This is a genomic window from Exiguobacterium sp. s64, assembly GCF_018618035.1.
Classification (GTDB): Bacteria; Bacillota; Bacilli; order Exiguobacteriales; family Exiguobacteriaceae; genus Exiguobacterium; species Exiguobacterium mexicanum_A.
The window spans coordinates 529262-554077 of record NZ_JACSLH010000001.1 but is presented as its reverse complement, the minus strand read 5'-3'; the positions used below and the strand labels follow the sequence as shown (position 1 = coordinate 554077).

At 51.4% G+C, this 24816-nt stretch carries 24 protein-coding genes and 1 pseudogene; 3 read left to right on the top strand and 22 right to left on the bottom strand.

Annotation, left to right across the window (positions count from 1 at the left end):
• Positions 1-193: 193 nt before the first annotated feature.
• From KNP64_RS02850 to KNP64_RS02795, 12 genes are all read right to left on the bottom strand, one after another.
• Positions 194-769, bottom strand: coding sequence for a deoxycytidylate deaminase (locus tag KNP64_RS02850; protein WP_034777377.1), 576 nt, complete (start codon positions 767-769; stop codon positions 194-196).
• A gap of 53 nt (positions 770-822) precedes the next feature.
• Positions 823-2052, bottom strand: coding sequence for a toxic anion resistance protein (locus KNP64_RS02845; protein ID WP_214791465.1), 1230 nt, complete (start codon positions 2050-2052; stop codon positions 823-825).
• Positions 2036-2752: a 5-bromo-4-chloroindolyl phosphate hydrolysis family protein gene (locus KNP64_RS02840; RefSeq protein WP_034777375.1), complete on the bottom strand. Its 717-nt coding sequence runs from the start codon at positions 2750-2752 to the stop codon at positions 2036-2038. Before KNP64_RS02840 ends, KNP64_RS02845 begins: the two co-directional genes overlap by 17 nt.
• Before the next feature lie 184 nt (positions 2753-2936).
• Entirely contained in the window at positions 2937-4289 is a 1353-nt protein-coding gene (locus tag KNP64_RS02835) for a sodium-dependent transporter (protein ID WP_214791467.1), read from the bottom strand.
• 121 nt (positions 4290-4410) lie between these two features.
• A complete protein-coding gene (locus KNP64_RS02830) occupies positions 4411-5289 on the bottom strand; it encodes a diacylglycerol/lipid kinase family protein (protein ID WP_214791469.1) in 879 nt (292 codons plus the stop codon).
• Positions 5286-6791: an ABC transporter permease/substrate-binding protein gene (locus KNP64_RS02825; RefSeq protein ID WP_034777372.1), complete on the bottom strand. Its 1506-nt coding sequence runs from the start codon at positions 6789-6791 to the stop codon at positions 5286-5288. Before KNP64_RS02825 ends, KNP64_RS02830 begins: the two co-directional genes overlap by 4 nt.
• A complete protein-coding gene (locus KNP64_RS02820; protein ID WP_214752794.1) occupies positions 6784-7518 on the bottom strand; it encodes an ABC transporter ATP-binding protein in 735 nt (244 codons plus the stop codon). The genes KNP64_RS02825 and KNP64_RS02820 overlap by 8 nt, the downstream gene beginning before the upstream one ends.
• A gap of 158 nt (positions 7519-7676) precedes the next feature.
• Positions 7677-8420, bottom strand: coding sequence for a 3D domain-containing protein (locus KNP64_RS02815; RefSeq protein WP_214752792.1), 744 nt, complete (start codon positions 8418-8420; stop codon positions 7677-7679).
• Positions 8421-8643: 223 nt separating this feature from the next.
• The gene (locus tag KNP64_RS02810) at positions 8644-9108 is read right to left on the bottom strand and encodes a GDYXXLXY domain-containing protein (protein ID WP_214791470.1); all 465 of its coding nucleotides are present in this window, start codon (positions 9106-9108) and stop codon (positions 8644-8646) included.
• On the bottom strand, positions 9105-10295 hold the full coding sequence (locus tag KNP64_RS02805) for a DUF2157 domain-containing protein (protein ID WP_214763930.1): 1191 nt from the start codon (positions 10293-10295) through the stop codon (positions 9105-9107). Before KNP64_RS02805 ends, KNP64_RS02810 begins: the two co-directional genes overlap by 4 nt.
• Before the next feature lie 17 nt (positions 10296-10312).
• Positions 10313-10513, bottom strand: coding sequence for a DUF2187 family protein (locus KNP64_RS02800; protein WP_214710973.1), 201 nt, complete (start codon positions 10511-10513; stop codon positions 10313-10315).
• A 41-nt stretch (positions 10514-10554) separates the two neighbouring features.
• Complete coding sequence (locus KNP64_RS02795) at positions 10555-11181, bottom strand: NUDIX hydrolase (protein ID WP_214709992.1); 627 nt, start codon at positions 11179-11181, stop codon at positions 10555-10557.
• Positions 11182-11288: 107 nt separating this feature from the next.
• Between KNP64_RS02795 and KNP64_RS02790 the strand changes: the two genes are divergently transcribed.
• Positions 11289-12824 carry an FAD-dependent monooxygenase gene (locus KNP64_RS02790; protein ID WP_371815591.1) on the top strand — a complete coding sequence of 512 codons (1536 nt, stop codon included), beginning with the start codon at positions 11289-11291 and terminating at the stop codon, positions 12822-12824.
• A 33-nt stretch (positions 12825-12857) separates the two neighbouring features.
• On the opposite strand, the gene KNP64_RS02785 is transcribed toward KNP64_RS02790, so the two are convergent.
• The gene (locus tag KNP64_RS02785) at positions 12858-13106 is read right to left on the bottom strand and encodes a hypothetical protein (RefSeq protein WP_034779838.1); all 249 of its coding nucleotides are present in this window, start codon (positions 13104-13106) and stop codon (positions 12858-12860) included.
• 95 nt (positions 13107-13201) lie between these two features.
• Between KNP64_RS02785 and KNP64_RS02780 the strand changes: the two genes are divergently transcribed.
• The gene (locus KNP64_RS02780) at positions 13202-13495 is read left to right on the top strand and encodes a hypothetical protein (protein ID WP_251126254.1); all 294 of its coding nucleotides are present in this window, start codon (positions 13202-13204) and stop codon (positions 13493-13495) included.
• A 28-nt stretch (positions 13496-13523) separates the two neighbouring features.
• Here the strand turns inward: KNP64_RS02780 and KNP64_RS02775 are convergent, their stop codons facing one another.
• From KNP64_RS02775 to recU, 8 genes are all read right to left on the bottom strand, one after another.
• Positions 13524-14099, bottom strand: coding sequence for an NERD domain-containing protein (locus tag KNP64_RS02775; protein ID WP_138859540.1), 576 nt, complete (start codon positions 14097-14099; stop codon positions 13524-13526).
• A gap of 18 nt (positions 14100-14117) precedes the next feature.
• On the bottom strand, positions 14118-14414 hold the full coding sequence (gene gpsB, locus KNP64_RS02770; protein WP_034777365.1) for a cell division regulator GpsB: 297 nt from the start codon (positions 14412-14414) through the stop codon (positions 14118-14120).
• A gap of 5 nt (positions 14415-14419) precedes the next feature.
• Positions 14420-14965 (bottom strand): SLOG family protein, encoded by a 546-nt coding sequence (locus KNP64_RS02765; RefSeq protein WP_034777364.1) that lies wholly within the window; start codon positions 14963-14965, stop codon positions 14420-14422.
• A complete protein-coding gene (locus KNP64_RS02760; RefSeq protein ID WP_214791474.1) occupies positions 14962-16119 on the bottom strand; it encodes a ribonuclease H-like domain-containing protein in 1158 nt (385 codons plus the stop codon). The genes KNP64_RS02765 and KNP64_RS02760 overlap by 4 nt, the downstream gene beginning before the upstream one ends.
• A complete protein-coding gene (locus KNP64_RS02755; protein WP_138859543.1) occupies positions 16116-18365 on the bottom strand; it encodes a DEAD/DEAH box helicase in 2250 nt (749 codons plus the stop codon). Before KNP64_RS02755 ends, KNP64_RS02760 begins: the two co-directional genes overlap by 4 nt.
• A 14-nt stretch (positions 18366-18379) precedes the next feature.
• Positions 18380-18940 (bottom strand): hypothetical protein, encoded by a 561-nt coding sequence (locus tag KNP64_RS02750; protein ID WP_251126253.1) that lies wholly within the window; start codon positions 18938-18940, stop codon positions 18380-18382.
• An 89-nt stretch (positions 18941-19029) separates the two neighbouring features.
• On the bottom strand, positions 19030-21651 hold the full coding sequence (locus KNP64_RS02745) for a transglycosylase domain-containing protein (protein WP_214791476.1): 2622 nt from the start codon (positions 21649-21651) through the stop codon (positions 19030-19032).
• A gap of 21 nt (positions 21652-21672) precedes the next feature.
• Positions 21673-22269 carry a Holliday junction resolvase RecU gene (gene recU, locus KNP64_RS02740; protein ID WP_214710968.1) on the bottom strand — a complete coding sequence of 199 codons (597 nt, stop codon included), beginning with the start codon at positions 22267-22269 and terminating at the stop codon, positions 21673-21675.
• 352 nt (positions 22270-22621) lie between these two features.
• On the opposite strand from recU, the gene KNP64_RS02735 reads away from it, so the two are divergent.
• Positions 22622-23473 carry a DUF3800 domain-containing protein gene (locus tag KNP64_RS02735; protein ID WP_034777355.1) on the top strand — a complete coding sequence of 284 codons (852 nt, stop codon included), beginning with the start codon at positions 22622-22624 and terminating at the stop codon, positions 23471-23473.
• Between the two features lie 40 nt (positions 23474-23513).
• On the opposite strand, the pseudogene KNP64_RS02730 reads toward KNP64_RS02735, so the two are convergent.
• A pseudogene (locus KNP64_RS02730) lies at positions 23514-24734 on the bottom strand (MFS transporter).
• Positions 24735-24816 lie beyond the last annotated feature (82 nt).

Below are 24816 nucleotides of genomic sequence, written 5' to 3'. Positions count from 1 at the left end.
TTCCCCTCTCGTTAATCTACTTTCATTATAAGAAAGAAACCCACGAAAAGATTGTGAAATATTGAACATTATGTGTAAACTTTGTCTCGCCTGTGCTTAGCCATAAAAAAAGGTCCCTCCGAAGAGAGACGAATAATGGAAGAGTAAAACACCATTGGCAGTACATTAATAATATAACATCGAATGTAAACGTTTACAATGTGTTTTTGAAACTTTTTTCGAGTGGCATATGTACCACGTCAATCCCACTCTCACGCATCAAATCGAGGCCGTCACCGTGCTCATAGCCGACCGCATAGACGACACGGGCTACGCGTGATGCGATCAAAGCGAGCGAACAGGCATGACATGGTGAGTGGGTCACATAGGCTGTCGCCCCGAAGGCGTTCGTCGAATCCGCGGCGAGCTTACCGATCGCGTTGATTTCGGCGTGGATTTCATGTTGCTTCGACCAATTATGGTGGTCGTATGGGTCCGAACATCTAATAAATGTCACACCCTCATGGATGAATGAAACCGGTGCCTCGAGCAAATCGACCGCATCTTCTGACACGTACTCGGCCCGTTTATAAAAACCGTCTTCCCGTTTTAAAAAGATCTCATTGCAGTTCGTATGCCCGGGTGGCGTCCCATTGAGCCCAATCGAGATCGGCTTCTCATCTTTGACGATGACGCAAGCGACACTTTTCGAGGCGCATTTCGAATGGCGTACCGCCATCATATCAGCGAACTGCAACCACGTCTCATCCCATAGCCGTTGTTTTTCCATTTTCTTATCCTCCTCAAAGAAAAGGAAAGTCTGAGAGCTCAGACTTTCCTCGTTCAATATCCAGTCTCTTTTGGCAACTCTTTGTTTTTTGAAGCAATCTCGATAACTTTTTCTTTCAACTCGTGCTCCATGCGATCGAGTTCACGTTCGGCCTCACGGCGCTTCTGACGTCCTTCTTGTTGAATGCGGAGCGTCTCGTCGAGCGTCGAGAGCAAGTTCTCGTGCGCCACTTTGAGCGATTCGACCGAAACGATGCCTTTCTCGTTCTCTGTGGCGATCTCGATCGATGAGTCTTTCAACATCTTCGAGTTCTGCTCGAGCAACGTGTTCGTCGTCTTCGTGACGTCTTGCTGCATGCGGAGCGCCGTCTTTTGTCGTGTCAAGCTGAGCGCGAGCACGACTTGGTTTTTCCAGAGTGGAATCGTATTGACGACCGCCGACTCGATTTTCTCGGCTAGAATCTGGTTGTTCTGTTGGATGACCCGGATTTGCGGTGCCATCTGCAGACTGATTGTCCGGCTCAGTTTCAAATCGTGCAATTTTTTCTCGAATCGGTCCGCGAGTTGAATCATGTCGTTCAACTGTTGAAGTTTGACCTGGTCTTTCGACATCTCCACTTCTTGACGGAGCGGGGCGATCTCATAGCTGCGCACGTGGTCAAGTTTCGTCTCACCGGCGGCGATATAGACGTTAAGCTCTTCAAAATAACGCTTGTTCTTATCGTACATCTGATCGAGCATCGTGATGTCCTTCATCAAACCGAACTTGGCCCGGTCTAGATTATGGATGACTTCTTCTAAATAGACGCTCATCTTTTCAAACTGGAGTTTGTAGTTCTCGGCTTTCTTCTTGGCCCGTCCGATGAGCGGCAAGTTGTCCATAAAACTCTTCTTCTCTGGCTGCAACATGTCCGGGTCCATCTTGCGTACGTTCTGCATCAAGTCGGACAATAGCTTTCCGGCGTCACCGCCATCCTTCATCCGGACCTCGGTCAAGATTTGGTCTGAGAATTGTGATAGTTCACGTTGCACGTTCGAACCGAACAACATGACGGAATCTGTCTTTTTAATATCGATCGACTCGGCGATGCGCGTGATCCGTTCCCGGTGTTCCTGCGGGACATCTGAATTCACTTGAATCGCCGGCACCTCATGTTTCTCTGTCATAGATGACCAGTCCACGGACGGGTCCGAAATCGCATCGGTCTCCGTCTTCGTTTTCGTCTGTGAAGTGAGCTCTTCTTCTGGCCATGACTGCCAGTTCGTTTCATTCGATGAAGTCATGTTTTTTTCTCCCTTCTGGTTGATCGGCCAATACTTTTTCCATCATGATCAACTCTCGTTCAAAGTCAACCGCATCATCTTCTAATAGACGGCTGCGTTGCTGTTTGAACTTGTCGACGATGAGTCGCATATTGGTGATCAGCTGTTCACGTGTCTCTTCTTGAATGACGACGCGTTTTCCTTCTAGTTCTTTAAATTTCAACACGACCGACACAAGCGAATCCAAATAGAACGTGAAGAGATCACGAACATGTTTCGCGTCTTGTGGATTCTCGAACAGTTCGGCGAACAGTTCGTGAGCTTCTTTCGAAACGGCCTTCATCTCACGCCGCACCTCGATGTCCTTGATTTCCGGCAAGACGCGGTCAATCTGTTGTAGCTTTTCATAGCCTTGCTCAATCGTCCGCTGTAAAAATTGAAGCTCTAAGTCGTCGGTCGCCTCGAACTGACGCACCGGTGCCGCTTCTTCAAGCGGTTTCAAGATGCGCGAACCAACGAACGGCTCGTCTTCATCGAGCAGCAGTTTCTTCTTGGCCCGTTTGGCAACAGGAGCCGGCGCCCGTTTCCGGCGTTTATTGGTCGACCACACTTCGTTTAATACGAGCGCCCCGACGATGATAAACAGCCAAGAAAAATCAAAAACGTTTATGGCAAAATATAGGATCGCCCCGGTCAGGGCCCATTTCATCCATGTTTTCATCCGTTTCACCTCGTCTCATGATACTTCTATTGTACCTTACGTGACCCTTCAAAAAAAGTTTCGTCATCTTTATAAGCTTAGCATAATGACGCCGCACGCTCTCTCGGTCGCAAGAACGAAAAGTCAGGGTCGCTCGAATGTAAAAAAACCTCCTGATTCAATGAATCAGGAGGAGTTCGTCACGTTACACCGTGACCCAAGTTGACACCATGACGATGGCGACCGTCACCGGAATGACATAACGGATGAGGAAGTGCCAGACCGGGTACAGCTTGACACCAGCGCCCGATGTTTGAATCTCTTCTTTAAGAATGCGTTGATCAACGACATACCCGACGAAAATTGATGTCAAGAGCGCACCGACCGGCATCAAGACATAGCTGACGATATAGTCCATCGAATCGAAGAACGTACGACCGTACAAGAACTGCATCTCGCTCATGACTCCGAACGAGAGGGCCGAAGGGATACCGACCGCAAAAACGATCGCTGCTGACAAGAGTGTGACGTTCCGTTTCGACATCGTCTGTTTCTTTTCGTTCAGTCGGTCGGTCACACCGGCGACGACGACTTCAAGCATCGCAATCGATGACGTGATCGAGGCGAACGTGAACAGCAAGAAGAACAATACCATGAAGAAACCACCGAGCGGAACTTGATTGAAGACGGCCGGCAAGACGACGAAGAGAAGGGCCGGGCCTTCAGCCGGGTCGAGACCTGATGCGAACACAGCCGGGAAAATCGCGAGACCCGCCAACAGTGAGACGGCGATGTTCAATAGAACGATCATATTCGCCGAGCGATTGAGTGTGCCTTTCGTTTTAATGTAGGACGCATACGTCAACATGGCCGCAACCCCGAGTGATAGCGAGAAGAACGCTTGACCGAGGGCGAACAAGACCGATTCCCCCGTCAAGGCAGAGAAGTCAGGCTGCAAGAAGAAGCGAACCCCTTCCATCGCCCCGTCGAGCGTCAATGAGCGGATGACGAGGACGATGAAACTGACGAACAAGAGCGGCATCAAGATCTTGCTCATCCGCTCGATTCCAGCTTCGACGCCTTTTAGCACGATTAAGAGCGTGATCAATAAGAATAAGAATTGACCGAACACGGCGATGCCTGGTGACGAGACGACATCTCCGAAGACGGCACCAAATTCGTCAGGCGATCGGCCGTTCAATGTCCCGCTCAAGCCGAGACCGACATAGATTAAGACCCAACCACCGATGACACTGTAGAATGAGAGCAATAAGAAACATGCGATGACACCAAGGTAACCGACGAGCGTCCAACGGCCGTGTCCTAATTTTTTGAATGCGAGCAGTGCCGTTTTTTGTGTCGAGCGTCCGACGATGAACTCACCGATCAATAACGGGAGACCGAGTAAGAGCGTAAACGCTAAAAACATGAGCAAAAAGGCGCCGCCTCCACTTGTGCCGGTGACATACGGAAATTTCCAGATCGCACCGAGACCAATCGCTGACCCTGCGGCCGCTAAGATGAATCCAATTTTTGAGGCGAACGAGTTTTGCGCCATTACCATCCCTACTTCCTGTTTTCATATCTATTTTCATAATAATAGTGAAATACTAACACTGTTCAGAAATGAGAACAACAAAAAACAGAGAAAAGTCTGAATTCTTTTCTCTGTCTGGTTTTTAGTGGGATGGCACAAGGAATGTCAGTTCACTTGGCAAGACGTCGATGTGTAATCGGTCCGCCTCAAAATGTTCCCCATCGACGTCGATGATCTGTGATTCGCTCAAATGGACGGTCAGTTGAGACATCTGTAGATGGACCCACTCCGGCGACGACTGTTCGAGTCCGAGTTGTTGGGTCAACAATTGACGAATCATTGGAAAGCCGATGGCCGAGCTGTGCACGACTTCGACGAGTCCGTCGGTGAACGACTGGGTCGGGAGTTTCGTCGGTACCGTACCGAGATAAGCCCCGTTTCCGACGTACAAAAAACTGACCGGCCCATCATGGACGACTTCTCCGTCCTGCTCGATGCGGACGTCGAACGGGTCGAGTTCACGAAACTGCCGGATTGTCGCTAAAAAGTAGCCGATGGAACCAAGAGATTCTTTTTGAAGCGGATCGATTTGTCGCGATGCGTCGGCGATCAGGCCGACCCCAATAAAATTGAGGCCATATCGATCATTGACCCGCATGACGTCGACGGGCTGGACATGACTCATCTTAAATAACCGGGCCGCCTCAATCGGTTCGACTGGTAAATCGAGCGCACGGGCAAAGTCGTTGCACGTACCACCGGGGACGAGGCCGACCGTCGGCCGCTCGTCCTTCGGAAGTGACATGAGGCCGTTGACGACCTCATGCAGGGTCCCGTCCCCACCGATGACGATTAAATGCTCGAACGACCCACTCGCCTCGGCAAAGCGGGCAGCATCTCCTTGTCCGAGCGTCTTTCGAATCAGAATCTCGTCATACAAGGATTCGACCGTCCCGACAACCTCACCGAGCATCGTTTCACTTGCACCGGATGTTGGATTCGAGATAATCATTGCTCTCATAGGAGACCTTCCTGCTCCAAGAAGTCTTGTGCGACGTCATAAGCACGCTCATTCCCATACGCGACGCGGCGGTTGAGTTCAGACATTTCTTCATCTGTAATTTTACCAGCCAATTGATTGAGCGCGTCCTCGATTTCAGGGTGCTCGTCTAATGTCTCTTGCTTGAGCAACGGTGCCCCTTGATATGGCGGGAAGAACTGTTGATCATCTTCAAGGACGAGCAAATCATTCTCGGCGATATCCGGGTCCGTCGCGTATGCATCGACAAGGTTGACGTCACCACGAGCGATGGCGCGGTAACGGAGTTTCTGTTCCATCGAGACGACCGACGGAAAGTCGAGACCGTAGGCTTGCTGAAGTCCAGGGTATCCGTCTTCCCGGTCCGTAAACTCGAGCGTGAAGCCGGCTTTAATGTCCGTTTGCACGTTTCGTAAATCAGAAATCGATGTGATGCCTTCCTCTTCGGCGTAGTCGCGTGGGATGGCGATGGCATATGTGTTGTTGAACTGCATCGGCTCAAGCAAGGCATAGCCGTCGTCTGCCAGCGCATCACGAGCCTGTTCATACACTTCGCGAGCGTCATTTGAGTTCGGTGTCTCTTTCACGAGACTGGCGAGTACCGTCCCTGTGAATTCTGGGTAAATATCGACATCACCAGATTGGAGCGCACCCCAGACGAATGTCGTCTCGCCAAAGTTTGGTCGGACAGAAACAGTCAAATCAGTCTCTTCCTCGATCAATAATTTATACATGTTCATTAAAATTTCAGGCTCTGGTCCAAGTTTTCCGGCGACGACGAGATCGGTCTGTTGCGTGCGACCGAGCGCGAGCGGTGCCGCGACGATTAACGCCAAGACGGTAGAGACAGCAATCAATTTTGTCTTATTCCGTGTAGCTGTCGCGCCTTCCATTTGTCGGAGCAAGAAATCGAACAAGAGAGCGAGGATGGCGGCCGGGATGGCGCCGAGTAAAATCAAGTAGTTGTCATTCCGGTTGATTCCTAGAAGAATCAACGTCCCGAGCCCACCTGCTCCAACGAGGGCAGCGAGCGTCGCCGTCCCGACGATGAGGACCATCGCCGTTCGAATCCCGGCCATAATGACCGGCAAGGCGAGCGGGAGCTCGACTTTCATCAAGCTCTGGTTCGGCTTCATGCCGCAAGCTCGTGCCGCTTCGATGAGCGATTTGTCGACCTCGTTCAGTCCGGTGAACGTGTTTCGTAAAATTGGGAGTAAGGCGTACAACACGAGGGCGATCGTCGCCGGCAAGGCGCCAATCCCAACAAGTGGAATCATCAGTCCGAGGAGCGCCAAAGAAGGAATCGTTTGAATGATGGCAGTGACACCGATGGCGGTCTCGGCCACTTTTTTACGGCGCGTCAACCAAATACCGAGCGGGACGGCAATCAAGACCGCGATCAATAAGGAGACGACAGAGAGCTGCAAGTGCTCGATGAGCGCCTCGACGAGTTCCCCTCGTCGGTTTTGGAATGTCTCAAGCATCAACCTCACCTCTTCCGCGTTGTGTAAAGTCGAGGACGAACGGGTCCGTGCTCGCTCTGATTTCGTCTGGTGTCCCGACGACGACCAATTCGCCGTCACGCATCAACGCGATACGGTCTCCGAGTTTCATCGCTTCCTGCATGTCGTGGGTCACAAACAAAATCGTTTTCCCAAGTTCATCGTTCAAGCGTTTAATATCGTCTTGGAGTTGGCCCCGGCTGATTGGGTCGAGTGCCGAGAACGGCTCATCCATCAAGATGACGTCAGGATCGGCCGCGAGCGCACGGAGCACCCCAACGCGTTGCTGTTGTCCACCGGATAGCTCGGTCGGCTTTTTAGCCCGCAAGACGGGATCTAATCCGGCGATTTCCATGAGTTCGGTCACGCGGTCTTTCGTCTTTTGCTTTGGCCACTTCAATAGTTCAGGAACGACAGAAATATTTTCTTCGACCGTTAAATGAGGGAATAAGGCAATTTGTTGAAGTACATAACCGATATTGCGGCGTAACTCATAAATATCGAATTGGTAAATCTCTTTCCCATCAATCAAAATTTTCCCGTCGGTATGATCGATCAGTCGATTCACCATTTTCATGGTTGTCGTCTTGCCACACCCTGATGGGCCGATCAAGACAAAAATCTCGCCTCTTCGTACTGTTAAATCCAAATCTTTGACGGCTAACGTCCCGTCTTCGTAACGCTTAGATACACTTTGGAATTCTATCAACTCTACCCCTCCTCGGCTCGTAACTTTTCATGAAAGTCAAATATTAGTTTGCCCGTTTCCAACGATTGTTAAACAATGAAACGTGCTGGGACGCGGTCGAAAGACTGCCAACCCACGAGGCGAGACAAAAAAGGTTCCCCCGCAGGAGAACCTTTAGATTATGGCAATGTGATTGTGATATGACGACGACCCCAATTGATGGCCTCGCTCTTCGTGTCGACGAGTAAATCGACGATGTTCCCTTTAATGCGCCCTCCTGTATCAAGGGCGATCGCTTGGCCGATGCCGTCGATTTGAACGACCGTACCGAGCGGGATGACAGATGGGTCGACCGCGATGATACGCATGCCGTTATAATAAATCGAGTCTGTCACGTCATGGCCTGTCGCCGTCAAGACGCGTCCCCCGTAAGAACCGTTGTCAGCTGCATCGTTCGTGTAGGCCGTTGACTCGGCTTGAATGACACGTCCTTGTGTCGAGACCGGTGTCACGGTCGCACTCGATGCCGCTTGTTGCTTCTTCTCGGTTTTTGCTGCGGCTTGGCGTTTCGCTTCTTCTTGTCGTGCCTGTTCGGCAGCGACGCGCTTTTCTTCTTCCAAACGTTCTGCTTTCGCTTTCGCTTCACGCTCGGCCTGTTCACGTTTGGCTTTCTCTTCTGCCAAGCGCTTTTCTTCGGCTAAACGTTTTTCTTCAGCGAGCCGTTTCTCTTCGGCAAGACGTTTCTTACGTTCGATTTCTTGTTGGCGTTCCAACTCAATAGCCTGACGTTCTAATTCAAGTGGGTTTTGGACAATTTTCTGTTCAGTCCCGATTCCAATTTGGGCGGCATCGGCATTCGCAGCAAACACGAATGTTCCAACAGCGGCAAATAAAATCGCGATTATATATTTTAAGGAATGCATTAATAGGTCAGCACCTTTCTCGTCATCTAACGAACAGGAGTAAATTTACCATGTCGTTTCAATCACGAGAAGGGATTTTGACGAAGTGAAATATTTCTGACACATCAAGAAAGAACTGGTTACAATCTGTAACATTTACAATAAACCTAGTGTTACCAACCGTTTTCGTAAAAAATTACAGATTCGTTACAACATAACGTGTAACAAATCTGTAATCTGATTGTCATTCTGTTTCAGCTTCAATCGAGCGTAAATCATGGGGGCGAACCATGCCCCAAGGTGCCACGTCGACATCCACTTCGAACGTTTTCGCACCTTCGATCGCCGACGTTTCTTCTTCGGCGATCCGATACGAACTCATGTCATTGATATACACTTGCCGGTCATAGTAATTGGCACGAGTGCCACCGAAGAACGGCCGTGAACTGACCCGATCAATGGTCGCATAACCGTCGTCCCCCGTTTTGAACGACACGTATACCGTCCCTGATTCGACATCTTGTCTGCCGTCGAACGAATCGTATTCCAAATAGACAAAGTCTCCAAAGAACGGATCGTACGGCTCATAGGAGGTCGCTTTGAACGTATACGTCTCTCCGAACCAGGAGACCGCATAGACGAGCAGAATAAAACCGACAGCGATCACTACTTGCAAAACCGGCACTAGCCAAGGCGTCAATCGTTTCATGTCTGAGCATCCCCTCTCGTACGGCTACGGCTGCGCCACCACAAAGCGAGCGACAGTGCGAAGACGATCAATGCTCCGATGAGGAAGAACAGCGAAATGTCGAGTCGATCCCAAACGTAAATGAAGTAAATCGTCATTTGGACGAGCAAGAAATAAATGAAAGCAAGCACGATCGGTTTGCGATTGTGGTCTTGATAGACGAGATAGGCGAGTGCGACCACTTCAAGTAGCACCGCTAGCAAGATGCCGGAGTCTTCGAATAACGAGAACGGGATGACAGCGAGTAAACTGACCCACATCAAGTCCTGGCGTCGGTGAAGTAAATAGACGGCGACGAGGATGACCGAAAGGATCGTCGCCTCGATGACCGAGGGCGTTCGTTGCGACAACCAGCCTTCCGTCGCATTGATTAAATAACCGATCGATAGGACGGCTGCGACGAAGAGGTACAAATAATTCCACTGGGCCCGCTCACGATAGATAAGGAATAGGACATGTAAGGCAGCAAGGGCCCATAGCGGCCAAAAGCGTCCTTCGTAGTCGGCATATTGACCGATTGTGATGAGGAGGCCATAAAAGCCGAACCAGGCGAAGATACGATCGAGCTCGTTGTCTCCGTAATGGAACCAGACCCAGGTCACGAGGAACCCGAACGCGATCAACGTGATGCCGATGCCTTGAAAACTGTTCGTGACCGCCAAAAAGGCAGCGAGCGCGGCCAGGAACGTGTAGATGGGATGCTTATAGATCAATTTATGCAGAACAGCGACGGCAAGGAAGAGCCAAAATAAGAGCGGAATTTGCGAGGACAGATTATAAGTGGAGAAGATGACGATCATCGTGGCGACGAAGAAAGCAACGCCTAAAAGCCGGAACAGCGTGACATAGCGTGACGCCTTCACTTGCAGGCGTTCGGCGGTCACATACATCCCGACCATAAACACGAGGAAAATAGCGACTTTCACAAGGTCAGGAATCGCTTGCCAATTGGCCGCGACAAAGCTGAATAGACTGAGTGCGAGCAAAATAGAACCGATGACCACAAGAATAGGCGGTTTGTGCTCACGTTTGTCACCGACCGCCAATTTCTTATGTTCATATTCGACCAAGCGCTGACCGGTTACTTCATCAAGTAAACCGGCCTCTTCCCATTCACGAACTTTTTTGTCAATGGACACCTGAATCATCCCTTTCGATTAAAAGGTCAGCTGGCGCGTTCGATCAATTCCAAATCTTTTTTCAGTAAAACTTGCTTCTCAAATTCGAGACCAAGCTGTTGAAATTCTTCCATGATGGAAACGTCCCCGATGACCGTATTGGTCAATACGGCAGTCACTTCTGCGACCCAACCTTCACGAGTTGACTTGACGATATCACCCACAACGAATTCTACAGACACAGCCATTCACTTCCAATCTTAAATTTGTTTCTATCATTATAACGAAATTATATCGGTTTGAATACGTTTTCTTTAAGTCGTTTAATAAATTGTGTCAAAATTTTTCCAGTCAATCCCCAAATAATGTAGTCTTCATGTTCATAAAAAGGTTCTCTCATTTTAATTACCCGTTTTTCGTACGCTTTAGCATTTGCCATCCGTTCAAATGGGATATTTTGATCCGGGTTCATCGTCCATTCCATCTCCCCATGGAACGGGTCTAGCAAAAGCAACGTCTCGACCGGGATTGAAAATAAATGGTCGACCTCATCCGTATGATGCACGTCCGGTAGCAGTGGAATTACCCCGACGAACGGATAGATCAGTTGCCGGTGCGGCGTCGCGAGCGGCTGCAGGCGACCGATGACTTCGATATCGGATAAGGCGAGCAATAACTCCTCACTCGTCTCTCGAACAGCTGCCTCGACCGGTGTCTCGCCGGGATCGAGACGGCCGCCCGGAAATGAGATTTCTCCGGGTTGACGCCGCATTGTATGGGCGCGTACTTCAAAGACGACGTGCCACGTCCCGTCGACCTCGGTCAACGGGATCAAAACGGCTGCCGTCTGTTCATAGTTTTCTTCCATCGAGAAACTGTCACGTAGTTGTTGTTCCGTGATCCACGATTTGTCCATTCTCTCCACCTCGTTCTCTTTGTTTCTACACTTCCACCGTTGTCTCCTCGTTTAAACGCATCAAATGTCGGAAATATCATTATTAACGATAGGAGTTGGTGGATGTGGTGGATAAAAAAGTTGATGTATTGATCGTCGGAGCGGGCCCGACCGGACTCACGCTCGGATTGACGTTAGCCAGATATGGGATCTCATTTGAAATTATTGATCGTAAGACGACCCCGTCGAACAATTCCCGGGCCATCGGGATTCAACCGCGAACGATCGAAGTGTTCTCTCGTCTCGATGTCGCCAAGGAAGTACTCGGCCGGGCACGGACCATCGAGAAAGGCAATCTATACTTCTCGGGTCAATGGACGGCCAAACTTGAATTTTCTCGCCTCGTCACGCCGTACCCGTTCGTGACGCTGCTACGCCAAAACGAGACCGAGGCGATTTTAGAGGATGCGTTAAACGGACACGGTCATTCCGTCCAGCGCGGTGAATCGCTCGTCTCGTTGACACATTACCCGTCTCGAGTGCTCGCCCACCTTGAGTCAGATGCATCAAACCGGACGATCGAAGCCAAATACGTCGTCGCTGCCGATGGGGCGAACAGTTCGATTCGTCGGATGCTCGCCCTTCCGTTTAGCGGAAAATCATTCAAAGAGTCATGGGTGCTCGCCGATATGAAAGCCAAATGGAACATCTCGCGCGAAGAAGTGCATATTTTCTTTTCCGACCGGGGCGTCTTAGAAGTTTTCCCGCTCACGGATGACACGATTCGCATCACAGGGAACCTCGCGAGCGACGAGTCGTTCAATGAGTCGGAACTGCGCAATTTGATTGAACAGCGAAGCCATATGGATGTCGAGATCGACGAAGTTGAGTGGTTCTCGCTCTTCCGGGTCCACAACCGTATGGTCGACTCGTTCATCCACAATCGAGTCATTTTAATGGGAGACGCCGCCCATATCAACTCACCCGTAGGCGGACAAGGGATGAATACCGGCATCGCCGACTCGTTCAACCTCGGGTGGAAGTTGTGGCTTCATTTGAAGGCTGGTGCCCCGTTCCGCGTCGTCGCCTCGTATCGCGACGAACGTGAACACGTGGCTCGTAACGTACTTCAGACGACGAACGTGGCGACTGAGGTGTTACAGACGACGTTGCCTGTCCTCTTGCCGTTCCAAGCGCTCGGCGCCGACGTCTTTACGCGCGTCAACTTGGTCAACCAAAAAATAACGGAACGAATCGCCCAACTGCACTTGTCTTATCCCGGGCATTCCCGAATTCCGTTTTTGCGTGTCGCCAAGGGCAAAATCTTCCCGGAAATCGAGATCATCCGGACCGATGACGGGTTGCGCACCAAAATCTCAGAGATTGCGGACGGCCGGTTCCAAGTGCTCATCCTCGACGATGATAAACGTGATGCGACCGCACTCTATGATTATTTGAACGATCATCAATCGTTCTTCCAAATCATCACGCTCTCGAAGACGAGTCGTCCCTTCTTCGACCAAGGCAACGAGCTCGCGAAATCATTGTTCATGAAGCGCGGCGTGCTCGTCATCCGACCGGACGGCTATTTGCTTCATAAACAACGGCACCTGCGCCCTGATTCGTTGCAAGAGACGATGTCCACTTGGCTCCCGACACCATGACAAAAGCTCCACTCGAGATGAGTGGAGCTTTGTTTACGCTTGGTTATAATAAAGCGTCCCTGGCTTCGAGAGCGTCAAATCGTAGAACGCCTCAAACGCTTCGATGTCCTCTAACTTGCGGAAATCGACTTTGTCCGTCTCTTCATTCGGAATCGCGACGACGATTCCGTCTTCGGTTTGTTTGATCATCCCGGTCTGCCCGTTATGGATGCGGATGTAGAGCACGTGCTTGTCTTCTAGCAGCGTCACGGCTTCGCGACGCGATTGAATCGTTGTTTTCATCGTCATCCCTCACTTTCTTTTGAGTATACCGGTCTATCGTTGTTGCTTTCAAGCGGTTGCACCCTTAAAATTATGTAAAGAAGGGGTTGAACGCTTTGGATTTGGAAACGCTATTGATTATCGTCTTAGGCATCACATTCGTCGTGCTCGTCTCGATCCGCGCCGTCCGTAATTTACAGTGGGTCCGTTTCGGCGAGGCGTTTGGCAAGCAAGGCGAGGCGCTGATCGACGACTATACGTATTTGATGGAACAAGGCATCACGTGTCGCGTCGAACACGGCTTGCCGACCGGGCGCCTGTTCCGCCCGCTCGCAAAAAACTTGGACGACCGGGTCGCTTTGTTCGTCCATCGTAAAGATGCAGAACAAGCCCGACAATTATTGAAATGAAAATGGCGCTGAAGCTTCAGCGCCATTTTCATTTATGTACTTGACGCTCCGAGCAATAGTAGGCGATGTGTTTAATTGTCGCCTCCGATAACAGCTCGAGCTTCGTTTTCGCGATGACGTCATCGATCACATCGAACGTATCGGCACAGTTGGCTTTGATGCGTTCGACCTTGAGACGGGATGTCTCAGGGAAAATCAAGAACGACGTGACAGGGACTGCCTGTCCGCATTGCTTCTTCAGGACGCTCCTGACGTGCTTCGTCATCCGCTCAAGCTCTTCCATCGGATGCGGATAGATGTTTTTCCAACCGAGCGACGTCTCGAGACGACAGTCACGGTTCGTCATATGGACGGCCGACGTCGTCCGATTGATGCGGACTAAAAAGACGCCTTTCGGGCCGACCAATACATAATCGAGCACATCCTCACCAAGCTCGACTTGTTCGATCATCATCCAATCAAACCGGCATGTGTGACGGATAATCTCGACGATCTCGTCCGTGTACGACTTCGGCGGTGCGATGACTTCTTCTTTCGTGCGGAACAAGCCTTTCGTCTGTCGTTTCTCAGGTTCTTTTTTGACGGCCGTCAATACTTGTAACATCTTCTCCACCTCCTCACTTTATTCGCTCGGGCCGACCTGTTTTCCGAAGACGGCCTTTTCTAAATTCGAGATGCGACGCAACATGTCATAGTTCGACGCGACAGGCTGGGCCGGTTTGACCGGTTCTGCTTGTTCGTTCGAACCGCGGCGGAGCGACTCGTTCTCTTGGCGCAACCGTTCGATTTCTTTCGTCATCTTCTCATAATCGCGGATGACGACGTCCAAAAACTGGTCGACTTCTTCTTGTGAGTACCCACGAAGGGCGGTCTTGAATTCTTGTTTATAAATGGCTTCGGCTGTTAATTCAGTTTGCATCATTTTCACTCCCAATGTTGTTCCCATTGTTTTTCTTCTTCAATCACGCGTAATTCTTCCTGTGTGATCAAGAATAACTCCATCTGGTGTTTTCGTTTAGCCCCTTCGACGAGAAAGCGTGGGCTTCCTCCCGTCTCTTCGTCATACAGTGTGATTAATCCTGCTGCTTTGTCTAAAAAGAAGGCAGTTTTTGCCCGCAACTGGCTCGGGTCCTCGTAAGGACGCTGGGTCAGCGCTTCAAAAAAGTCGGCCTCGAGCTGCAAACGAATGAACAATTCTTGCTCGTACGGCTTATACTTCTCTTCCATCTGTAAAAAAGGTGGAAATACGGCGATTTTGATTGGATAAGTTTCTCTTAACTCTAACAATACTTCTCCAGCCCATAATTCACAACCGTTCGTGCCACTAAAAATGAACCATTCGGCTCCGAGCTCGATGGCTTCGACAATTTTTCGCTCATACGCTTCCTTGATGATGCCGATACCGGGATGGTCGGCTTTGAAGATGCCGAGTTCATGCGGCCGGTATCCTGTGATGGCGACAACTTTCATGACTGCTTCCTTTCTAGCCGGTTCATCCGGTGCCGAAGCGCCCGCATCTCGGTCAAAGCGGTCTGTCGAAGCACCGTCTCTTTCCGTTCCGCCAAAGCGATGGCCTGTTCGGTATAGATGATGGCCCGATTGATGTCTTTTTCGCGATGTTCGGCGTATTTCGCCAATTCGACGAGCGCCTCGACCGTACCGACTTGTTCGAACAGCGGCAACGCCTGCTCCATCTGACCGGTCCGTTTTAACAGGAGCGCTTGACGCATCAAGGCCCGCTTCGTCGGCTGTTCGAGCCGCTCGTACTCTTGAAGCGCCGCCTCGGCGTTGCCGAGGTCGTTCAACCAGTGCGCCCGTTCTTCACCAAATGGCGTCTCGTCGGCTTCGACGAGATGACAGAGCCGTTTGTAGAGCGAGACGAGGCTTAGACAGTCGGCATGATGGTGTTCGATGACCGGCTGTAAAATATCCGGTTCCCGGTCCTTCACATATTGGAAATAGTGCATCGGTGCCAAGAAGCCGGGCAAGTCGTCCGTCCGGGCGTGGCCGAAATGGGCCTCGACCGCCTTGAGCGATACCGATTCGAGCGTCGGTTTCAGCAATCGCCGTGAGGCATGCAACAAATCGACATGGCCGACGGCCGGTAACGCTTTGACTTTCGAGCGGACGAACGTGTGCCGTGTCTTGATTTGGGGCCAGTCGAACGATTTTCCGTTATACGTCACGAAACGGACCTCGTCGCCGATGTCGTTCAAGAAGTGATAATAAAATGCCGTCTCGAACGCGGGATGAGGCAACACGTATTGGATCATCTCGAGATGGTCTCCTTGGAAACGCGCGAATCCGATCAAAAAGATCGAGGTCCCCGATCCACGGAGCCCAGTCGTCTCGGTATCCATGAACAACACCTGCTCGGACGGGACATCGACTTGGAAAAAGGGATGGGTCGATGTCGCGAGTGAGGCTTTCGCCTCTCCGAACGTAAAGTCGTGGTACGTCTCGTCGAGCGGATAAATCTGCTTCAAGCGGACACACCACTCTTGTTCGAACGTCATGATTTCTCCACCCCGGGCCCGCCATTTTGCTTGTTCGACGTCGTCCGGCGTCACGGCCGTTTGTTTCGGTTCATTCGTTTTGATGAGTCGTGATAGTTTTGCTTTCATATCGATCCTTTCAATGCATGCAACTGCTGGACGACCTGCTGTTTGAAATCACCGTACCCAATCATGCCGACGCACCGCGGACAGCCGCTCTCACACGGACAGTCCTCGACCGTACGGATGGCTGCATCCAAGACCTCATCGGCGTCGCGATAAAGCGCCTCGCTCAGCCCGATTCCGCCTGGGTAGCGGTCGTATAAATAGACGGTCGGTTTGTTCGTATGGGTCGCTTTCATTTGAATCGTCGTGAACAAGTCGAGCGTGTCACACATTAAATAGAGCGGGGCGAGCCGCCGCAAGAGATCACTGACCGCTTCGAGCTGATCTTCCATGTCGGCCTCCGAGTAGGCGAACCGTTCGTCGAGCGTGAACCACGTCGCCGTCGTGTGCAGTTCTCGTTCCGGCAAATGAATCGGTCCGGAACCGATATTCTCGTGCGTCCCGAACTTGATTTTCTTAAATAGTGTCGCCATCGCGATGACCGATACTTCACCGAACGTCTTCACGCCGGTCGTCTTGTTCTCTTCCAACACTTTCAGTTCGACCGCCAAATTGGCGTCCGTATAGTAGTCGACGTCGACACGTCGGACGTAAGCTTTCTTCTCTTCAAAGTCGAGTCGTTCGACTTGATATTGCTCGGCCCCATGTAAATAGATGGCCTCGTCATGCAGTAACGTCATCGCGCTGAACGTATCCATCTCTCCGATGACCTGGTTTTTCGCGGTCTGGTCGACGATGACGACATTCTCTTGGTCACTCGTCCGCAGCGAGATGTCATGAGCCGGGAATGCGTCCGTCATCCAATAATATTTATTGGCCCGTTCATGCAAGATGTGGGCGTCCGTCAAGAAATCGAGAATTTCTTCCGTCTCGACCGTGCCGAATCGTTCCCCTTTTGAGAAAGGCAGTTCGAAGGCGGCACATTTCATATGGTCAACGAGAATGATTAAATTGTTCGGGTCGAGACGAGCCGCTTCCGGAGACCGGTCTAAAATCAAATCGGGCTGTTCGACGACGAGTTGATCGAGCGAAGAAGACGAGGCGACAAAAATGACGAGCGCCTCGGAATGACGGCGTCCGGCCCGGCCCGCTTGTTGCCACATCGAGGCGACCGTGCCCGGATAGCCGTTCAAGACACACGCCTGCAACTGGCCGATATCGACGCCGAGTTCAAGCGCATTCGTCGAGACGACAGCTTTAATCTCACCGTTACGGAGCCGACGCTCGATTTCACGACGCTCCGACGGTAAGTAGCCGCCCCGATAGCCAACGATCGATTTTGGTCCGAGCTCGCGCCGCGTCAGTTCTTGTAAATACGTCAATAACACCTCGACCCGTACCCGAGAGCGGGCGAAGACGATCGTCTGAATGTCCGCTTCGACGAGCTTTGAGGCGATCCGCTTCGTCTCGAGCGTGGCGCTCCGACGAATCCCGAGCGCCTCATTGACGACGGGCGGATTGTAGAAAATCAAATGTTTCTTCCCTTGGGGCGCCCCGTTGTTGTCGACAAGGACGACGTCCTCTTCGGTCAACAGTTCAGCCAGCTCGACCGGGTTGGCAATCGTCGCTGACGTCATGATCCATTTCGGATGGCTCCCATAATAGGCACAGATCCGTTTCAAACGACGAAACACGTTGGCGACGTGGCTGCCGAATACCCCTCGGTACGTGTGCAACTCGTCGACGACGATATATTCCAAGTTCTCGAACAAGCGAATCCATTTCGTATGATGCGGCAAGATTCCAGAGTGAAGCATATCGGGATTCGTGATGACGATATTGCCGGCGTCCCGTACTTTCGTACGAGCCGCTGGCGCCGTGTCCCCATCGTAAGTGAAACAGCGGAGGTCACCTTCGAGCGCCTCGACCATCTCCATCAAATCACTGTTTTGGTCTTGGGCGAGCGCTTTCGTCGGGTACAAGTAGAGCGCCCGGGCATTCGGTTGTTCAATCATTTTCGATAAAACCGGCAGATTGTAACAGAGCGTCTTCCCGGAAGCGGTCGGGGTGACGATGACCGTCGAGTTGCCTCGAGACGTCTGCTCGATTGCTTCGGCCTGATGGGTGTACAGTTGTTCGATTCCACGGCCATGGAGCACCCGGACGAGATCTGGCGGAACGCTCGATGGAATCGGCGCATACCGGGCCGGCTTCGCCTCGACCGTGTGCCAATGCGTCACGTTGCCCGAGAAACCCGGGTCGGTCTTGAGCGTCTGAATCATTTCTTCCACGGAACATTTTTTCCGCATAGAGTTCACCTTCTTTACGATTTCGAAGGTGCAAGACGTTCCACGACAACCTTGACTTGGCTGATCCGTTCGTCATGTACGAGCCGGTGGACGGCCGGCAAACGGAGCACGTCCATCGCTTTGAACGAATCGGCGACATGCTCATTCTCTACTTCGAGACGCGTGATCGCATCGTCAAACAACCGTTGCGTCGACCGTCCGAACAAGACGATGGTATGTAGCTTCGTGCACTTCGAGTGGACCGCTTGTAAATGCTTCGTGTAACGCTGCACCGCTTTATGATAATCTTCATGCGTCGCGAGCGCTTGGCGCTTGCCCCGCAGAAGTTCAGGGTAATATGACTCGTCGCCGAGAAACATCGTCTCAACGCCGATTCGTTTCAAATAGGGATGGCCACTGGCCTCGGCCACGGCTTGATCATCAATCAAGCGTCCGAACGGAATCGATTCCTCGAGGAGCAATCGGCCCATCTTCAAGCCATTGACGCCATGTAACGGGATGCCAAAATCATCCTCTTGCAGTCGGTCGATCACAAACAATACTTTCATCTTACGTTTCAATGAGAGTTGTACCATGTGTCACCATCCTATTCGCTTTCTTTTCATTATAGCAAACGAAACAGAAAAACAGGGCGCTGATGTCGCCCTGTTTCCTGTGAGTCAGATTAGTCACGACCACCGTTGCCATTCCCGTTGCCGTTGTTACGGTCATCCGAGTCTGACGTCGATTGACGGCTGACGTCCCCCTCCGAATCCGACTCCCCGTCTGTCTCATCGGTTGTCGGTTCTTCTTCGGTCGGTTCTTCCGTGTTCTCGTCTTCGGTGTTGTTGTCGTTTCCGTTATTCTCATTGTTTTCGTTATTGCCATTGTTCTCGTTGCTCTCACCATCGGTTTGCTCGCCTTCTTCTTCAGGAGGCGTCTCTTCCGTGGCTGGCTCTTCTTCCTCTTCGGCAGCAGGCTCCTCGCTCCGTTCGACCGTGTAGGAAGTTTGGAGCGGGCTCGACTGTTGATCGCCGACGAGCGCGTTCGTCGCGTTGGCGACAATCGTGAACGTCGTCTCCCCTTCACCGAGGCCAGAAATGGCGATGCTCGTGTCTTCGGTCGTCCCGACGACACGCTCGCTACCGTCCGGACGTGTCTCCGTCACGGTGAACGAAAGTCCTTGGTAACCAGCTGCTTCGACTGCTTGCTTGTCGTATGACCACGAGAGCGTACCTGTCTCGCCTGGCACATCGTAGTCAATCGATGCGCCGGTCGGCGCAGCGAGTTTGTCCGGCTGCAAGTCTTTTGGTTTCGTTCCTTTGACGTACAACTCGTTTCCGAGCGAGAGCACCGATTCCGGTTGCTGGAAGCGATCCGGTTGACCCGTCGCTTTCGTTACTTCTTGCATCATATAGTCAAAGTAGAACTGAGCGTGGTCTTCAGCAAGCGCATCCTTATCAGCTCCTGGTGCTTTTCCGGTCCATACCGAAATTGAGTAATCGGTCGTATAACCAGTGAACCACTTATCGTTTGGATTTTTATCTTTATCGTTCGTCGTCCCGGTCTTCCCGGCGACGTCATAAGGGAAAGGTTCAGGCACATACGTACCAGTTGACGTGTTAACCACGTCACGGAGCATGTCAGTCAACATGTAGGCCGTATAGTCTTCCATCGCCTGCTTCGCTTTGATTGGTGAGTTAATCGTCGAGCCGTCGTTGAACTCGATTTTTTGGATCAAGTGCGGCTTCGTGTACATCCCGTTCGTCCCGAGCGCCGCATAAGCGGCCGCCATTTGCGTCGTGCTCGCTTCTGCTACACCGAGACTGTTCGCAGGTAACATCTCGTCACCCGCACGCGCCGGCTCGATGCCGACGTTCTCGACGAACGATTCGATCGCCTCCGAACCGAACTCTTCCTGTACTTCATAGAAGGCACGGACGGCCGGAGTGTTCCCGGAAACCGTCAAGTAATAACGCATCGTATTGGCGCCGCGATACCCTGTGTAATAGTTTCCTGGATTGAATTCATCTTCACCAAACGGTTCATCCATCAAAATTTTCCCAGTCGACCACTGCGCGTTCTCAATCCCCGGACCGTAATCGAAGAACGGTTTCGCCGTCGACCCGATTTGACGTTTCTCGCGCGAATAGTCGCGATAGTTCTTATCGCCCTGTTTCGCTTGCTGACTGTCGATAACGGCGACAATTTCACCCGTCTTCGTGTTCAACACGGTCGCTCCCATGAGAAGGTCTTCTGGGAACTTCTCAGTCTGAAGATTGACGTTATCGTTCTTAATATCGCTATTGAACTTCGTATGCAAATCTTTATTGATTGATGTGTACACTTTCAAGCCCGTCCCGTAAATGTCGGCCTGCTCGAGACCGTAGTCTTCCTCGAGCTCGGCTTGGACGCGAGCGTAAATAGAGCGCGTGTACGTCTCTTCTTCTGTTTCTTCACCTGGCGAGATGACGTCCGCGATCTCGACGTCGAGCGCCTGGTTGTATTCTTCTTCCGTGATATGACCGTCACGCTTCATCGCTGAGAGCACTTGCTCTTGACGATAACGCGTCAGTTCCTGGTCCCCGTTGATCGGGTCATAGGCACTCGGACGTTGCGGGAGACCCGCCAAAATAGCCGCCTCTTGGTAATTCACTTCTGAGACCGGCTTATTGAAGTAGCGTTTCGATGCCGTTTGGACACCATATCCGCCTGTACCGTAATAGTTCTTATTCAAGTACATCTCGAGAATCTGCTCTTTCGTGTACTCGCGCTCAAGTTTGATGGCGAGCCACTGTTCTTGCAGCTTCCGCTTCAATTTCTTGTCGGTCGACAAGAACGATTGTTTGACGAGCTGTTGCGTGATCGTCGAACCACCTTCGGCCCCGAAGCCGTCCGTCAAGTTCGCGACTACGGCGCCGCCGATACGGCGCAAGTCAATCCCGTTATGTTCATAGAAGCGACGGTCCTCGATCGAGATGACCGCTTGTTGCATCACTTCTGAAATTTCATCGATGGAGACGTACTCCCGAATTTGTCCGCTTCCTTCGAGCGGTTCGCCTTCAGCTGATAATAGTTGAATCGGATACGTATCGACCAACTTCTCTTCATCGAGCGGCGGTGCCGTCGCGATCGCATACGCAGTGTATGCGGCACCGGCGATGACGCCGATAATGAATAAAATCCCTAAAATCGTTAAAATGCGTCGAAACTTCGACTTCTTCGTTTTTTGTTTCGGCTTCTTGGCCGCTGGTTTACGTTTATTACTCGTCGTATCTTGTCGACGTGCCATCCGACTTCGTTCCATTCACGCTTCACTCCTTCTATTTCAATCGAGCCACGCCTCAATCGCCGTCAAATAATCGACGGCGGGCATCGCCCGGGTTGGAACTTCAATTGCTTCTTGCTCGATATAGGAGAGCGGAATCGACTTCCGTCCCGATTCGCGCTGTTCCCACCAAACTAATAATTGCTCCGTTGATAACACATATTGCGTATTATAGCGGCTAAACCGAATGATGACAAAACAAACCCCTCCATGCCGCTCGCACTCACGCATGTGGTTGATTTGGTGGTCGTGGAAGTTTCCGAGTGGAAATGACGTCTTATTGTTCGTCTCTTTCGCCTCGAAATCGATGTACTTCCCGCGATACACCCCGTTATAATCGGTCGTCGACGCTTGCTTGAAATACGCCTCGGTCACTTTCGCCGCGCTCCGTTTCGGGTAATCGACTTTCACGATTTGCAGCGGTGTCGGCTTCTTATGGATGACCGCTCGTCCATGAAGTCGGTAAAACTCATTTGTGTCGTTCAGCAGCGTCTCAAGGTTCATGCCTCGATTCGCATACGTCTGCGGATTAGAGCGGACCGGCGTTGCCGCAGGTTTCGGCTTTTTCCCGTTCGGATATTGGAACAATGTCGTCACCCCTAGTCTCTAGTTTAACAGGTTGGTCCAGCCGTTCCTTCCGTCTGAAGTCTGATTGTCGAGTTCTGTCGCTCGACTCCTGTGTGGATTTTCCGCAATCCATATCGTACCAAACTCCCGTATGTTAAACTAGTAGGTAGTTCATTGTGTAGTCAAATTGACACGACCTTGTTACGGAAGAGCTATTTATTTTTCTGAAATAAGTCTTCTACTTATTAGCCATAATCAAGACAGATTAAACGCAGATTGACGTAAGTTTGAAAAAGTGCGCAATAAGCAATGTAAACCAAGGTTGGAAAACAATTAGCAGGCTCGCTTGGATAAATAGTTGAGCCATGGTTGGAGGAGTAAGATGGAAACACAAAAGAAGTATGTCATGTTCGTCGATGAGACGGGCACGCCAAAAGGAAATACCCAGTTCAACCTCACCGGCGTATTGATGGAATACAAATATGCAATCGATGCCGACGAGGCCGGGATGCCGTGCGAGTTGAAGCGCCGGTTACATGCCTTCAAACGCGACGTGTTCAAGACGGAGAATATTCCGCTCCATTTAAAAGAGATTTTAAAGGCCGAGCATCCGTATGGAAAAGAGGATGGCATCACGATCGATATGCTTCGTGACTTTTGGAACAAATTGCCGGACTTCCTACGCGATATCAACTGTACAATCATTAGCGTCGAGGTCGATAAACAAAAACTTCACGACTTCTATTCAACGCCGAAAGACCCGTACGTCGTCGCCTTCGCCCACTTGATGAAATCGTTTTATGCATTCTTAGAAGAGACGGAAGCGGTCAGCGCCCGTGTCGTCTTGGAGTCGCGAGACGACTATCAAAACTTGCTCATCCAAAAAGCGTTCTTCGATATCTTCAATTCAGGGACGGTCCATCTCGACGTCGAGAAGAGCCGACAAAAGATTAAAGGTTTCATCTTCTCGGAGAAACAGAACACAATCTATCAGTCTGGGCTTGAAATCGCTGACCTCGTCTGTCTACCGCTCTCGCGCGTACGTCGCGGCGTCATCGAAGTGAAACCACGGTTCGTCCATTATGGGGATGAGAACCGGATCTTCAAAGCCATCAAGGACAAGATTTACATTCGTAAAGAAAGTCCTGACCAAGATTTCCGTAACTGGGGATTCAAAAAAGTACCGATCACGAAAAAACGCCGCGAATGGAGCGACCATCCGTGGAACCATTAAAAAACTGCCTTGCCGAAGCTTCGGCAAGGCAGTTTTTTGATTAACGCAAACCTGGAAGTGTCTCCCGCAAACGACCGAGCGCATTGAGTCCGGTCAGGAACGGTAGGACGGCCACAAGCCCGATCGCCCAATCGATGGACAATATGTCGGTCAACACCCCGGCAAAGATGGCCCCGAACACATAGCCGCTGTCGCGCCAAAACCGATAGACGCCCATTGCTGAGGCGCGCCAATATGGCTCGGCGACGTCACTGATCGAGGCTTGGAGCGTCGGATAGACCATTGCCGTCCCGATGCCGAGCATGACCGCGGCGAGCACCCATTGCCAATAGTCGGACATGACGAGAATCGCCCAAAGCGAACCGGCCTGGACCCACATCCCAGCGACAATCAATCCTTTGCGTCCGATGCGATCGCTCCATACCCCGGTGAACAGTTGGAAGAAGCCCCACGCCGCCGGATAGACCGCCACGATTAATCCGACTTCAGCTAGACTGAGCCCTTGTGCGGCAAAATAAATCGGGAACAAGCCCCATGCCATGCCGTCTTTCAGATTGGTCGACAGACCGGCCACCGTCAGACTCGAGAGCGAGCGATCTTTCCACGTCGTCGTCATAAATACGTCTCTCGCAGAACGTGTTTTCTCAGACCCGCTCGTCGGTTGGAGCTGTACCTGATTCGTCGTATCGCGGACGAACAATGATAACCCGAGACCGATGAATGCGACGAGGACACCGATATAAAACGGTTCCGGCCGACTGCCGTACGTGACGGCAATCATCCCAGAGACGGCGGCCATCACGGCGACACCGACATAACCGGCGAATTCATTCAGTCCGACCGCGAGCCCACGCTCCGTCGGTTTAGCCAAATCAATCTTCATATTGACCGTCATCGACCACGTCAGTCCTTGGTTGATTCCAAGCAAGACGTTCGCCACGATGATCATCCATCAGGCCGGGGCCAACATGACGAGCACGGGGACGAATACCCCGATCCCCCAGACGAAGACGAGCACTTTCTTGCGCCCGAATCGATCGGCGATGGCTCCTGCGAAGTAATTGACGACAGCCTTCGAGAACCCAAAGCTGATGATGAACGATAGTGCCGCACTCGTCGAGACCAGACCGAAGTCCTCTTCTCCGATGATGGGCAAGATCGTCCGTTCGAGGCCGACCATCGACCCGACGAAAAAGTTCGTCACGACGAGCAAGATAAAGTTCATTTGATTTTCTTTTATTCCAATCCGGGTTTCACCCATATACATCCTCCTTGCCGATTGCTAACTGGATTGAGTATACCAAAAAATACCCCCTCATGTATAAAAAGCGTCTTTCTGATCA